Annotated in this window: 12 protein-coding genes; 3 read left to right on the top strand and 9 right to left on the bottom strand. The window is 72.8% G+C overall.

Annotated elements, in window-relative coordinates; genetic code table 11:
- Positions 1-898 (bottom strand): sensor histidine kinase (locus tag ABT085_RS02020; protein WP_351600547.1); only part of this gene is annotated, 898 nt, incomplete at its 3' end.
- A gap of 108 nt (positions 899-1,006) precedes the next feature.
- Here ABT085_RS02020 and ABT085_RS02015 point away from each other — a divergent pair.
- From ABT085_RS02015 to ABT085_RS02005, 3 genes are read left to right on the top strand one after another with little or no spacing between them, the layout of a single operon-like run.
- Complete coding sequence (locus ABT085_RS02015; RefSeq protein WP_351600545.1) at positions 1,007-1,927, top strand: ATP-binding cassette domain-containing protein; 921 nt, start codon at positions 1,007-1,009, stop codon at positions 1,925-1,927.
- A 2-nt stretch (positions 1,928-1,929) separates the two neighbouring features.
- Positions 1,930-2,652, top strand: a complete 723-nt coding sequence (locus ABT085_RS02010; RefSeq protein WP_351600543.1) for an ABC transporter permease subunit — start codon at positions 1,930-1,932, stop codon at positions 2,650-2,652.
- Positions 2,653-2,709: 57 nt separating this feature from the next.
- Positions 2,710-3,156 carry a hypothetical protein gene (locus ABT085_RS02005; protein WP_351600541.1) on the top strand — a complete coding sequence of 149 codons (447 nt, stop codon included), beginning with the start codon at positions 2,710-2,712 and terminating at the stop codon, positions 3,154-3,156.
- A 111-nt stretch (positions 3,157-3,267) separates the two neighbouring features.
- Here the strand turns inward: ABT085_RS02005 and mug are convergent, their stop codons facing one another.
- The 8 genes from mug to ABT085_RS01965 all read right to left on the bottom strand — a co-directional run bounded on the left by mug (position 3,268) and on the right by ABT085_RS01965 (position 12,941).
- Positions 3,268-3,813, bottom strand: a complete 546-nt coding sequence (mug, locus tag ABT085_RS02000) for a G/U mismatch-specific DNA glycosylase (protein WP_351600549.1) — start codon at positions 3,811-3,813, stop codon at positions 3,268-3,270.
- Positions 3,810-5,252 carry an adenylosuccinate lyase gene (gene purB, locus ABT085_RS01995; RefSeq protein ID WP_351600539.1) on the bottom strand — a complete coding sequence of 481 codons (1,443 nt, stop codon included), beginning with the start codon at positions 5,250-5,252 and terminating at the stop codon, positions 3,810-3,812. The genes mug and purB overlap by 4 nt, the downstream gene beginning before the upstream one ends.
- A 145-nt stretch (positions 5,253-5,397) precedes the next feature.
- Entirely contained in the window at positions 5,398-6,186 is a 789-nt protein-coding gene (locus tag ABT085_RS01990) for an SGNH/GDSL hydrolase family protein (RefSeq protein ID WP_351600537.1), read from the bottom strand.
- A gap of 184 nt (positions 6,187-6,370) precedes the next feature.
- A complete protein-coding gene (locus ABT085_RS01985; RefSeq protein ID WP_351600535.1) occupies positions 6,371-7,384 on the bottom strand; it encodes a hemolysin family protein in 1,014 nt (337 codons plus the stop codon).
- 31 nt (positions 7,385-7,415) lie between these two features.
- Positions 7,416-8,753: a hemolysin family protein gene (locus ABT085_RS01980; RefSeq protein WP_351600533.1), complete on the bottom strand. Its 1,338-nt coding sequence runs from the start codon at positions 8,751-8,753 to the stop codon at positions 7,416-7,418.
- A 165-nt stretch (positions 8,754-8,918) separates the two neighbouring features.
- Positions 8,919-9,344 (bottom strand): GNAT family N-acetyltransferase, encoded by a 426-nt coding sequence (locus ABT085_RS01975; protein WP_351600531.1) that lies wholly within the window; start codon positions 9,342-9,344, stop codon positions 8,919-8,921.
- A gap of 158 nt (positions 9,345-9,502) precedes the next feature.
- Complete coding sequence (locus tag ABT085_RS01970) at positions 9,503-12,070, bottom strand: ABC transporter permease (protein WP_351600529.1); 2,568 nt, start codon at positions 12,068-12,070, stop codon at positions 9,503-9,505.
- Between the two features lie 4 nt (positions 12,071-12,074).
- Positions 12,075-12,941, bottom strand: a complete 867-nt coding sequence (locus ABT085_RS01965) for an ABC transporter ATP-binding protein (RefSeq protein WP_351600527.1) — start codon at positions 12,939-12,941, stop codon at positions 12,075-12,077.
- Positions 12,942-13,133: the final 192 nt, after the last annotated feature.

Genomic DNA, 13,133 nt, shown 5'->3' with positions numbered 1-13,133 from the left:
GACGGGGCTGGGTGTCGCGCGGCCCGCTGTGCTGGGCGTCGACCTCGGCCCCGCAACCACGCGCGGTGTCGAGCCCCCGGCGGGCGTCGGTCAGCGTCGGCCGGCTGCCGACGGGCCGCTCCGACTCGCGCAGGACGCCGAGGACCCGCTCCAGATCGTCGAGGGCGGCCCGGCCCGTCTCCTCGATGGCACCGAGCGCCCGGTCGGTGAACGCCGGGTCCCCCGCGGCACGGGCGGCCCCCGCCTGCACCACCGCCACGGTCAGGGCGTGACCTATCGAGTCGTGCAACTCCCGCGCGATCCGGTTGCGTTCCAGGAGCTGCTCGGTGCGCTCCTCCAGAGCGGCGAGACGTTCGGCGGGGGAGGGGCCCAGCAGGCGGGGGGCCAGCGCGCTGACGACCCGGCCCGGGACGACCACCGTCACCGCCAGCGCGACCAGCACCGGCGGCAGGAGCAGCAGGTGCCACGGGGACCGGCCGTCGAGGAAGGGCAACGCGCCCTCCCCGGCGTCGCGGCCGAGGACCGACAGCACGAGGTCCACCGAGGTGAGCAGGAGCCGGGCGAAGGACAGGGCGGTCGCACAGCCCAGCAGCAGCCGTGCCTCCAGCCACAGCACGAGCCGCGCCCGGTCGCCCCAGGAGGCGGACGGCGCTACGACGATGCCCGTGCCCTTGCCGTCGTGCCCGTGAGCGGTCAGCAGCAGCCTGGCCTGGAGCCCCTCCACGGTGCGCATCGCGGGTACCAGCCCGACCGGGACGAGGACCGCGGCCGCGGCCACCCAGGTCCACCACGCCTCCTCGACGAACAGCCACAGGCTCGGCCACACGATCGCGATGAACAGGTGCAGCAACCGTGTGTACGTGACCACCCGTCCGAACGGGCGCAGCAGTCGGGCCATGGCGACATCGTCGCAGCCCCCACCGACAACGGACCTCCCCCGGGCGGGGGAGACGCTCTCCACCCACGGGGGAGGACCCGGCCCCGGCCGGACGGCCAGGCTGCTGCCATGACCAGCATCGACATCCAGAACCTCACCAAGGAGTTCGGACACCGGCGCGCAGTGGACCGGCTCACCTTCCGCGTACTGCCCGGCCGGGTCACCGGCTTCCTCGGCCCCAACGGCGCGGGCAAGTCCACCACCATGCGGCTCGCGCTCGGCCTCGACCGGCCGACCTCCGGATCCGCCACCATCGGCGGCCGCCCCTACGCCACGCTCACCGACCCCCTGCGCCGGGTGGGCGCCCTGCTCGACGCCGGGGCCGCGCACGGGTCCCGCACCGGCCGCGACCATCTGCGCGCCCTCGCCGCGAGCAACCGCATCCCGGTGCGGCGGGTCGACGAGATGCTGGCGGAGACCGGGCTGACGACGGTGGCGCGGCGCCGGGTGAAGACGTACTCCCTGGGCATGCGCCAGCGGCTCGGGATCGCCGCCGCACTGCTCGGCGATCCGGAAGCGGTCCTGCTGGACGAGCCGTCCAACGGCCTGGACCCGGAAGGCATCATCTGGATCCGCGGGCTGCTGCGCCGGCTCGCGGCGCAGGGCCGTACCGTCCTCGTCTCCAGTCACCTCATGACCGAGACCGCCTCGTTCGCCGACCACCTCGTCGTCCTCGGGCGTGGCCGGCTGCTCGCCGACACCCCGGTGCGGGACTTCATCCACGCGCGCGTGCAGCCCCGTGTGCGCATCCGCACCTCGGACACCGACGCACTCCGGAAGGTGCTCGCCGCGCACGGTCATGACGCCGCCGAGCACGAGGACGGCCGCTGGAGCGTGGAGCACGCGCACGTGGCGGACATCGGACGCCTGCTGTCCGCCGCCGGGGTACCGATCCTCGAACTGGCCGCGGAAGAGGGCACGCTGGAACAGGCCTACCTCGACCTGACGGCATCAGAAGCCGAGTTCACCGCACCGTCCAAGGAGGCCTGACCATGCCGTTCGCACCCGCGCTCCGCTCGGAGTGGACAAAGATCCGGACGCTGCGGTCACTTGTCGGCAGTCTCTGCGCGGTCGTCCTCGCCACCGTCGTGTTCTCCGCGCTCGCCGCGCTCGATCCCGGGGACTCCGGCTTCGACCCCCTGGCCACGGTCTTCTTCGGTGCCGTCTTCGGGCAGATCGCGGCGATCGCGTTCGGCACCACGGCCGTCTCCGCCGAGTTCCGGGGCGGAGCGCTGCGGCTGTCGCTGTCGGCGGTGCCGCGCAGAGGCCACTGGTTCGCGGCCAAGGCGGCGGCGATCGGGCTGTCGGCGCTCGCCGTCGGGCTGGTCACCGGTTTCGCATCCCTGTCGGTGGGCCGTGCGGTGCTGGGGACGAAGGCCGACGGGCCGGGCTGGACCGAGTGGATCCGCGGCGCGGTCGGCTGCGGTGTCTACCTGGCGCTGATGGCGCTGTTCGCGGCGGGACTCACGGCCCTGCTGCGCAGCGGCGTGGCGGCGATGGGCCTGCTGATCCCGTTCCTGCTCATCGTCTCCTTCGTCGTCGGAGACGTCTCCGGCGGTGTCGCCGACTTCCTGCCCGACAAGGCAGGCCAGGTGGTCCTGCACCGCACCTGGGACGGCAGCCTCGGCCCCTGGACCGGTCTCGCGGTGACCGCGCTGTGGGCGGCGGCCGCCCTGCTCGCCGGGGCGTGGCGGCTGTGCCGCAGGGATGCCTGACCCCGCGGCAGGACTGATACCCCGCCAATTGTCAGTGGTCGCCGTTTTACTGGACCCATGGACATCGCACGGTGCCTCACCACGATCGACCTGCTGTGCACCCGGGACCTCCACCCGCAGCACGGCGGGACGGACGCCGGCACGAGCGGCGGCCCCGGCTACCTCGTAGCCGTGTTGCAGACCAGCGGCGAATTCTGGGAGGACGACGGCACGGAACGCGACGAGACGGGCGCGCAGTACGAACACGACAGGGACGGCCTGACCGAGCGACTGACCGCACGCTGGGGAGAACCGCAGAGATTCAGCCTGGCGAGCGTCTTCGACCGGGTCGTGACCGGCGAGGAGATACCCGAGCCCTGGGCCCTGCTCGCCGGCCACGTACCGGACCTGCACCTGTGGCGGCCGCCGGGGACGGAACGCTGGCTGGCGCTCGGTGTGTCCCAGTGGGACAAGGAACTGCCGTACCAGCTCATCGCCGTGGTCACCGACGTGGACCCGCCATGACGCGCCGGGCGCGCGTCGGATGCGCCGTATGGACCTGGCGTGCCGAATGGGCCGGGCGTGGCGAACGGTCCCGGCCTGCTGGACGGCGTACCCGGTGGTGTGCCACGCGCGTCAGGCCTGTGCGGCCTCGCGCAGCCGCGCGAACTCGTCCGCCATGGTCGCCGTCGTCCAGTGCGCGTTCAGCCCGCTCGGATTCGGCAGCACCCATACGCGCGTCCCGCCGATCAGCCGCTCCTGGGGCCCCACCTGCGCCTTGCGCTCCTCGAACGCGGCACGGTAGGCCGTGACCCCCACCACCGCGAGCCAGCGCGGCCGCAGCCGCGTCACCTTCGCGGTCAGCAGGGTCCCGCCCTCGCGGTACTCCCCGGCGCTCAGCTCGTCGGCCCGCGCGGTGGCCCGCGCCACCACGTTCGTGATGCCGAGCCCGTACGACGGCAGCTCCCCCTGCTCCGCCGGCTTCATGAGCCTCGGGGTGAACCCGGACAGGTGCAGCACCGGCCAGAAACGATTGCCGGGGCGGGCGAAGTGGTGGCCCGTGGCGGCGGTCATCAGCCCGGGATTGATCCCGCAGAACAGCACACGGAGGCCGTCCGCGACCACGTCCGGGACGACACGGTCGCGGGCGGCCTCCAGTTCCGCCTGGGTGAAGCGGGTCAGAGGATCGCTCCGGGGGTGTAACCGGCCGCCTCCGGGCGCTGCTTCACGATCTCCTCGACCCGGCCCACTACGACGCCCACCTGGGCCGCCGCCGCGCCGGTGAAGGACAGCTTGTCCGCCATCAGCGCGTCGAGCTCGGCGCGGTCGAGCGGGAGGCGCTCGTCGGCGGCGAGCTTGTCCAGGAGCTCGTTGCGCTCGGCGCCCTGCTCACGCATCGCCAGCGCCGAGGCGACCGCGTTCTCCTTGATGGCCTCGTGCGCGACCTCACGGCCCACGCCCGCGCGCACGGCACCCATGAGCACCTTGGTGGTGGCGAGGAACGGCAGGTAGCGGTCCAGCTCCCGGGCGACGACCGCCGGGAACGCGCCGAACTCGTCCAGCACGGTCAGGAACGTCTCCAGCAGGCCGTCCAGCGCGAAGAACGCGTCCGGCAGCGCGACCCGGCGCACCACCGAGCAGGACACGTCGCCCTCGTTCCACTGGTCGCCTGCCAGCTCGCCGGTCATCGAGGCGTAACCGCGCAGGATCACCGTCAGGCCGTTGACGCGCTCGCAGGAGCGGGTGTTCATCTTGTGCGGCATCGCGGACGAGCCGACCTGGCCCGGCTTGAAGCCCTCGGTCACCAGCTCGTGCCCGGCCATCAGCCGGATCGTCTTCGCCAGCGACGAGGGCGCGGCGGCCAGCTGCACCAGCGCGGTGACGACCTCGTAGTCCAGCGAGCGCGGGTAGACCTGGCCGACCGAGGTGAACGCCTGCGAGAAGCCGAGGTGCCGGGCGATCCGGTCCTCCAGTTCTGCGAGCTTCGCCGCGTCGCCGCCGAGCAGGTCCAGCATGTCCTGGGCCGTGCCGACCGGACCCTTGATACCGCGCAGCGGGTAGCGGCCGAGCAGCTCCTCGACCCGGGCGTAGGCGACGAGCAGCTCGTCCGCGGCGGTCGCGAAGCGCTTGCCGAGGGTGGTGGCCTGGGCGGCCACGTTGTGCGAGCGTCCGGCCATGACCAGCTCGCCGTACTCGGCCGCCAGCTTGCCCAGCCGGGCCAGGACGGCCACCGTGCGGTCGCGCACCAGCTCCAGCGAGAGCCGGATCTGCAGCTGCTCGACGTTCTCCGTGAGGTCGCGGGAGGTCATGCCCTTGTGGACGTGCTCATGCCCGGCGAGGTCGTTGAACTCCTCGATGCGGGCCTTGACGTCATGCCGGGTGACCTTCTCGCGCTCGGCGATCGAGGCGAGGTCGACGGTGTCGAGCACGCGCTCGTAGTCGGCGATCGCGGCGTCCGGCACCTCGATCCCGAGGTCCTTCTGGGCCCGCAGCACGGCGAGCCAGAGCTGACGCTCCAGCTTCACCTTCTGCTCGGGCGACCAGAGCGTGGCGAGCTCGGTGGAGGCGTAGCGTCCGGCGAGGACGTTCGGGATGCGGGGCTTGGCGGGCGCAGAAGTCACGTGTACGGATTCTACTGGCGAATCGTGCAGGCCAGCGCCACGGGCCTCTTCGTCGGAACCTACGAGACCGGCGCCACGGAGCCGTCGGAGTCCCCGTCGTCCCCCGGAGCCGGTGACCCCGGGGGTGGCACGGGGGCGGGAGGTCCTACGCCGCCGGGCCCTCGTAGGGCAGCAGGTCGGGGCGCTTCGGCGGGAGGCCGTCGCCGGAGGAGCGGCCGGTCAGCCGACGGCCTATCCAGGGCAGCAGGTACTCCCGGGTGAAGCGCACGTCCGCCACACGCCGGTCGACCCAGCCCGGCGGGGCGGTGGCCGGCATGGGCGTCCGCCACTCCGGGTCCTCGGCCGGGTGGCCGAGCCGCTGCCAGACCGCCTCCGCGACCCGGCGGTGGCCCTCCGCCGTCAGGTGCAGCCGGTCCACGTCCCACAGCCGCGGGTCGCCGAGCGAGGGGGCCCCGTACAGGTCGACGACCAGTGCGCCGTGCCGCGCCGCGAGCCCGTCGACGCACTCGAACAGTTCCTCCATGCGCGGCCGGAACCGGTCCAGGACCGGCCCCTGCCGCCCGGGGCTGCGCATCAGCACGAGCTGCTTGCACGACGGGGCGAGCTGCTCGACGGCCTCGGTCAGCAGGCCGCGGACCCGGCCCATGTCGCACTTCGGGCGCAGGGTGTCGTTGAGGCCGCCGACCAGGGTGATCACATCGGCGCCCATCGCGGCGGCGACCGGCACCTGCTCGTCGACGATCTGGCCGATCAGCTTGCCGCGCACCGCGAGGTTGGCATACCGGAAGTCGGGCGTCCGGGCGGCCATCCGGGCCGCGAGGAGGTCGGCCCAGCCGCGGTAGGAGCCGTCGGACATGCGGTCCGACATGCCCTCGGTGAAGGAGTCGCCGATGGCGACGAGGCTGGTGTACAGGGGAGTGGGGTTCGTCTGCATGGCGTCAGAGATGGTATCCCGGGTCCATACCCGCCGGTCGGTCGCCCTTCTCGCAACCTCCACGCGCCCCTGCGCCACCGGCGCGCGCCCCCACGCCACCCCCGTACGGCCCGCGCCACCCCGTACAGCCCGTACGGCTGACGCGGCCCGCGCCGCCTCCGCGCGGGGGCGGCGCGGGGGCCGCTCACGTCAGCTGGCCGAACAGCTCGCGTAGTACGTCCTCCATGGTGACCAGGCCCGCCAGTCGCCCGTCGTCGCCCAGCACGACGGCCAGGTGGGTGCGGCTGTTGCGCATCGCGGTGAGCACGTCGTCCAGCGGGGTGTTCTCCCGCACGCGCGCGATGGGACGCATCTCCCGCAGCCGGAACGGCAGATCCCGGGGCGCGGCGTCCAGTGCGTCCTTCACATGCAGGTAGCCGACGATCCGGCGGCCCTCGTCGGCGACCGGGAAACGGGAGAACCCCGACTCGGCCGCGAGCCGCTCCAGTCCCTCCGGGGTGACGCCCACGCGCGCGTAGACGACGCTCTCCAGCGGCAGGGCGACATCCCGCACGGGTCTGCGGCCCAGTTCCAGGGCGTCGTGCAGGCGCTCCTGCGCGCGGTCGTCGATGAGACCGGCCTCGCCCGCGTCCTTGACGATCTGGGCGAGTTCGGCGTCCGAGAAGGTCGCCGCGACCTCGTCCTTCGTCTCGATCCGCAGCAGTTTCAGCAGACCGTTCGCGAAGGCGTTGACCGTGAAGATCACCGGGCGCAGCGCGCGCGACAGCGTCACCAGCGGGGGGCCGAGCAGCATCGCGCTGCGCGCCGGCTCCGCGAGCGCGATGTTCTTGGGCACCATCTCGCCCAGCAGCATGTGCAGATACGTCGCCACGGTCAGGGCGATCACGAAGGACACCGCGTGGCCCGCTCCGGACGGGACGCCCAGCGCGTGGAACACCGGCTCCAGCAGGTGCGCGATCGCGGGCTCGGCGACCACACCGAGCACCAAGGTGCACAGGGTGATGCCGAGCTGCGCGGCCGCCAGCAGGGCGGACACGTGCTCCAGACCCCACAGCACGCTCCTGGCCCGGCGGTCGCCCTGTTCGGCGTACGGCTCGATCTGGCTGCGGCGCACGGAGATCAGCGCGAACTCCGCGCCCACGAAGAAGGCGTTCACGACCAGGGTCGCGAGGCCGATCAGCAGCTGTGCCACGGTCATCGTCCCGCTCCCTTCGACGGTGCTGCGGCGCTCATCGGTCCGCCCTCTTCTCGTCGGCCGCGTCGTCGAGCGGCGCGTGCAGCAGCACGCGCGCGGCCCTGTGCCCGGACGCGTCCACCACGTCCAGGCGCCATCCGGCGACCTCCACCCGGTCGCCCACCTGCGGAATGTGGCCGAGTTCCGCCGCGACGAGACCGGCCAGCGTCTCGTACGGTCCCTCCGGCGAGCGCAGGCCGACGCGCGCGAGCTGGTCGGTGCGGGCGGCGCCGTCCGCCGAGTACACGGCGCGGCCGTCCCCGTCGGTGCCGGCCGGGGCGAGCTCGGGGGTCTCGTGCGGGTCGTGCTCGTCGCGGACCTCGCCGACGACCTCCTCGACGATGTCCTCCAGGGTCGCGACGCCCGCCGTGCCGCCGTACTCGTCGATCACCACGGCCATGGTGCGCTTCGCGCCCAGCCGGTCCAGGAGCCGGTTCACGGTCAGGGACTCCGGTACGAGCAGCGGCTCGCGCATGATCGTGGAGACGGGTGTCCGGGGCCTGTGGTCCGCGGACACCGACAGCACGTCCTTGATGTGCGCGATGCCGACCACCGCGTCCAGGCTGTCCCGGTACACCGGGAAGCGGGACAGGCCCGTCGCCCGGGTGGCGTTCGCGACGTCCTCGCAGGTCGCCTGGCACTCGAGGGCGATGACCTGCACGCGCGGTGTCATCACGTTCTCGGCGGTCAGGTCGGCGAGGTTCAGGGTGCGCACGAACAGTTCGGCGGTGTCCGGCTCCAGGGCTCCCTGCCGGGCGGAGTGCCGGGCGAGGGCCACGAGTTCCTGGGGGCTGCGCGCGGAGGCCAGCTCCTCGGCGGGTTCGATGCCGAAGCGGCGGACGACGCGGTTCGCCATGTTGTTCAGGTGGGCGATGAAGGGCCGGAAGGCGGCGCTGAACCAGCGCTGCGGGGTGCCCACCCGCTTGGCCATGGCCAGCGGGGAGGAGATGGCCCAGTTCTTGGGGACCAGCTCGCCGACGACCATCAGGACCACCGTGGACAGGGCCGTGCCCAGGACCAGGGCGGCCGACCTCGCGGTGGCGGCGGGGATGCCGAGGGACTCCAGCGGGCCGGCGATCAGCTTGGCGATCGACGGCTCGGCGAGCATGCCGACCACCAGGTTGGTGACCGTGATGCCGAGCTGGGCCCCGGACAGCTGGAACGTCAGGTTCCGTACGGCTTTCAGGGCGCCCGCGGCGCCGCGCTCACCGCGCTCCGCGGCGCGCGCCAGTTCGTTGCGGTCGACGGTGGTGAGCGAGAACTCAGCGGCCACGAAGACGCCGCAGACGACGGAGAGCAGGATCGCCAGCAGCAGGAGGAGCACTTCGGTCATCGGGTCACCTCCGTCCCATGATCCGGCAGGGCGGAGGTATGTGCGCGACGGCAGGTACTGGGAGGTTCGCCCATGGGGAGGACGCTCACACCTTTCGGTAGAGGAACGGGAACGCCCCTCAATAGTAAAGGAAAGGCAAAGGACCCTCCCCGGGCGGGGGCGCGATCAGTCGTCGAGCGGCTTCACCCAGCGCCGCCACTGTTCCTCGGGCGTGTACCCGGCCGCCCGCCAGGCATGGTGCGCGGTCTCGTTGCGGGTCAGCACCATCGCGTCGAGACGCCGGCCGCCGAGCTCCACGAAGCGTTCCTCGGCGGCGGCCAGCAGCGCCGATCCGATGCCCTGACGCCGGCGTTCCGGGTCCACCGCGAGCCGGTACAGATGGCAGCGCCAGCCGTCGAAGCCCGCGATCACCGTGCCGACCAGCAGGCCGTCCCGTTCGGCCAGGATCAGCGCCCCCGGGTCGCGGGCGACCAGCCGCTCCACCCCGTCCCGGTCGTCGGAGATGCTCGTGCCCTCGGCGGCCGTCTTCCAGAAGGCCAGCACGGTGTCCAGGTCGGCGGGCGTCGCGGGCCGTATGCGTAGATCTGTCATGGGGCCATCGCAGCACGGACGGTGAGGCGGAGCGGGGAATTCCATCATCCGGACAGCCCCCTGCCCCGCCCAGCCCTGAGCCTCCCGGCCCACTCCGCTCAGAACCTTCCGGCCCGCTCCGAACCCTCCGCCCCGCCCGAGCCCTCCGCCTCGCGCCGTCACTCGTGCGCGATGGCCGCCAGCACGTTCATCCGGGACGCGCGCAGGGCCGGCAGCAGGGCCGCCACCACGCCGACCACCGCCGACCCGATCACGACCGCGACGATCGTGCCCCACGGGATCGCCAGCGCCTTCATGCCCTGGAGCGCCAGCACCTGCTGAGTGCACACGCCCCACACGAGCCCCAGCGCGAGTCCCAGCACCGCCCCGAACACCGCGATCACCACCGACTCCAGCCGGATCATCCGGCGAAGCTGCCGCCGGGCCAGCCCGATCGCGCGCAGCAGACCGATCTCCCGGGTGCGCTCCACCACCGACAGGGCGAGGGTGTTGACCACACCGAGCACCGCGATCACGATCGCGAGCCCGAGCAGCGCGTACACGAGGTACAGCAGCACGGCGATCTGGTCGTGGACCAGCTTCTTGTAGTCGGCCTGGTCGCGCACCTGCACCTGCGGGTACGGGTCGAGCGTCTTCTCCAGGCGGGGCCGCAGCCGGTCGGCACCGGTGCCCGCGGCCGCGTTCACGTACAGCGCGGAGTCCTGGCCGCCGGGGACGAACCGCTCGACCGTACCGAGGCCGAAGAACAGCCCGCCCTGGGTACCGAACCCGCCGGACGACTCCTGGTCGGTGAGCGCGCCCACCTTCAACTCGGTCCTGCGGCCGCCGGGGAACTCGACCGGGACGACACTGCCGAGCCGTACGCCGTGATCCTCGGCGAACTTCGCGTCCATGCCCATGGCGCCGTCCGCGAGCGCGGCCGCCGAGCCGCCCCCGGCGTACGTCACGTGCGCGACCTGGTCCACCTGGGCGTCGTAACCCGCGGCCGTCGTCTCGACCCGCTTGCCGTCCGGCAGCCGTACCGCGACCGGCGCGAACCGCTGCCGTACGACGAGCCCGACGCCCTCGGTGGCGCGCACCCGGTCCGTGACCTCCTGGGAGAACGGCGTGTAGTTGCTGTTCTGGATCACGAAGTCGGCGCCCAGCGTCCGGTCGATCTGCTGGTCGAAGGACCGGGACATGGAGGCGCTGGCCACCGACATCCCGCCGACCAGGGCGAGCCCCACCATCAGGGCGGACGCCGTGGCACCGGTACGGCGGGGGTTGCGCAGGGCGTTGCGCTGGCTCATCCGGCCGACGGAGCCGAACAGGGCCGGGAAGGCCCCGCCGAGCACCCTGATCACCGGACGCACCAGCAGCGGGCCCGCGATCACGGTCGCGACCAGGGTGAGGACGACGCCCAGGCCCAGCAGGGAGGCGGCCGAGGCGGTCTTCGTCGCCGTCGCGCACCCCGCCAGCGCGGCCGCGCCGAGCGCCCCGACCACCGAGCCCACCACCGCGCGCACCTTCAGCGGCCGTCCCACCCCGGCGATGTCGGCGTCCGCGAGGGCCGCCATCGGCGACACCCGGGCGGCCCGCCGGGCCGGGAGGTAGGCGGCCACGAACGTGACCCCGACACCGACGACGTACGACGCCACCGGCGTCGCCCAGCCGACGACCATCTCCGTGGCCTTCAGGTTCATGCCGAACGCGCTCATGAGCTTGATCAGTCCGGCCGCCAGCCCGATCCCGGCCGCCAGGCCCAGCGTGGAGCCGACCAGGCCGAGCAGCACCGCCTCGGTGAGCACGGACCGCCGTACCTGCCGCCGGTCGGCGCCCAGGGCCCGCAGCAGGCCCAGTTCGCGGGTGCGCTGGGCGATGAGCATCGAGAAGGTGTTGACGATCAGGAACACCCCGACCAGCACGGCGATCCCGGCGAATCCGAGCATGACGTACTTGATCACGTCGAGGAACCCGCCGAGGTCGGCGGCGGCCGACTTGGCCTGCTCGTCGGCGGTGCGCACCTCGTAGGAGCCGGTGCCGACCGCGGCGGTGACCCGGCGCTTGAGCTCGGTGTCGCTCACCCCCGGCGCCGCGTCCAGCGAGATGCTCGTGACGCGGTCGGCGGCGCCCAGCAGCTCGGTCCGGGCCACGGCGGGGTCCAGGAAGACCAGCGCCGCGCCCGGGTTGGTGGTGGTGAAGGTGGCGATGCCGACGATCTCGACCTTGAAGGTCCCGGGCTGCGCCAGCACGGTGAGCGTGTCGCCGATCCGTACGTGCTTCTTGTCCGCGGTGTCCGCGTCGAGGAGGGCCTCGCCGGCGCCGTGCGGGGCGTGGCCGGAGGTCAGCTTCACCGGGCTGCGGTCGGTCGGGTTCCAGTCGTTGGCGATGGTGGGAGCGCCGGTGGTCGGCCCGACCGAGTCGTTCCTGCTGTCGACGACCGTGATGTTCTCGACGCTCACGTCGGGGTGGACGGCCGCGACGCCGTCGACCGTGGCCATCCGGTCCGCGAGCGCGGCGGGCACCGTCTGCACCGCGCCGGTCGGCACGGCCGACTTCAGGTCCTGCTTCGCCTCGACCGTCACATCGGCGGAGGTGGAAGCGAACAGCCGGTCGAAGGTACGGGTGACGGTGTCGGAGAAGATCAGGCTGCCCGCGACGAAGGCGACGGACAGGACGACCGCCAGGGCGGACAGCAGCAGCCGCCCCTTGTGCGCGAGGAAACTCCTCAGGGTCGTCTTCAGCACCGGCTCAGTCCTCCCCGCCGGGACGGCCGGGGGCACCGGGATCGCCTGCGCCGCGCGGACTCGGGGGCGCGGAGGGCACCGCGGACGCGGCGCCGGCTCCTGCGGTGGTGAACAGGCGCATCCGTTCGAGCACGGCCTCCGCGGTGGGCCGTTCCATCTCGTCCACGATCCGCCCGTCCGCGAGGAAGAGCACCAGGTCGGAGTGGGCGGCGGCGCCCGGGTCGTGGGTGACCATGACGACCGTCTGGCCGAGGTCGTCGACGGCCTCGCGCAGGAAGCCGAGCACCTCCAGGCCCGCGCGCGAGTCCAGGTTGCCGGTCGGCTCGTCGGCGAAGATCAGTTCCGGCCGGGAGGCGAGCGCGCGGGCGCAGGCCACGCGCTGCTGCTGACCGCCGGAGAGCTGGGCGGGCCGGTGCCGGAGCCGGTCGCGCAGACCGAGCGTGTCGATGACCTGGTCCAGCCACTTCGGGTCGGGCTTCTGGCCCGCGATGTCCATGGGCAGGGTGATGTTCTCGGCCGCGTTCAGCGTCGGGATGAGGTTGAACGACTGGAACATGAAACCGATCCGGTCCCGGCGCAGCCGGGTCAGCTCGCGGTCCTTGAGCCCGGTGATCTCGGTGTCGCCGAGCCACACCTGTCCGGCCGAAACGGTGTCGAGCCCCGCCAGACAGTGCATCAGCGTGGACTTCCCCGAACCCGAGGGGCCCATCACCGCGGTGAAGCGGCCGCGTGCGATGTCGACGTCGACCGAGTCCAGGGCGAGCACCGATGTCTCGCCCGAGCCGTACGCCTTGGTCAGACCGCGGGCGCGGGCCGCGACTCCGCCGGCCGGTGCCCGGCCGGGGGCGTGCTCCGCAGCAGGTGTGGACAAGGCTGCCTCCTCGCTCGCATGGACATGCCGACTCCTAGGACTAGTCCCGGCCGAGCGTAGTGTGACCCGCCCCACAGCCGGTATCCCCCCTGGGACCGAGGCGCTCTCCGCCGGAGGTCGGGCGACGGATACCGATGTAAGGGGCATGCGCTGCCCACCACGACGGGACGCGAGCGGGACGCAGACAGGGCA

This window comes from Streptomyces sp. NPDC002265, assembly GCF_040296125.1.
Lineage (GTDB): Bacteria > Actinomycetota > Actinomycetes > Streptomycetales > Streptomycetaceae > Streptomyces.
The sequence above is the reverse complement of the archived record's forward strand: the minus strand, read 5'-3'. Positions and strand labels throughout refer to the sequence as shown.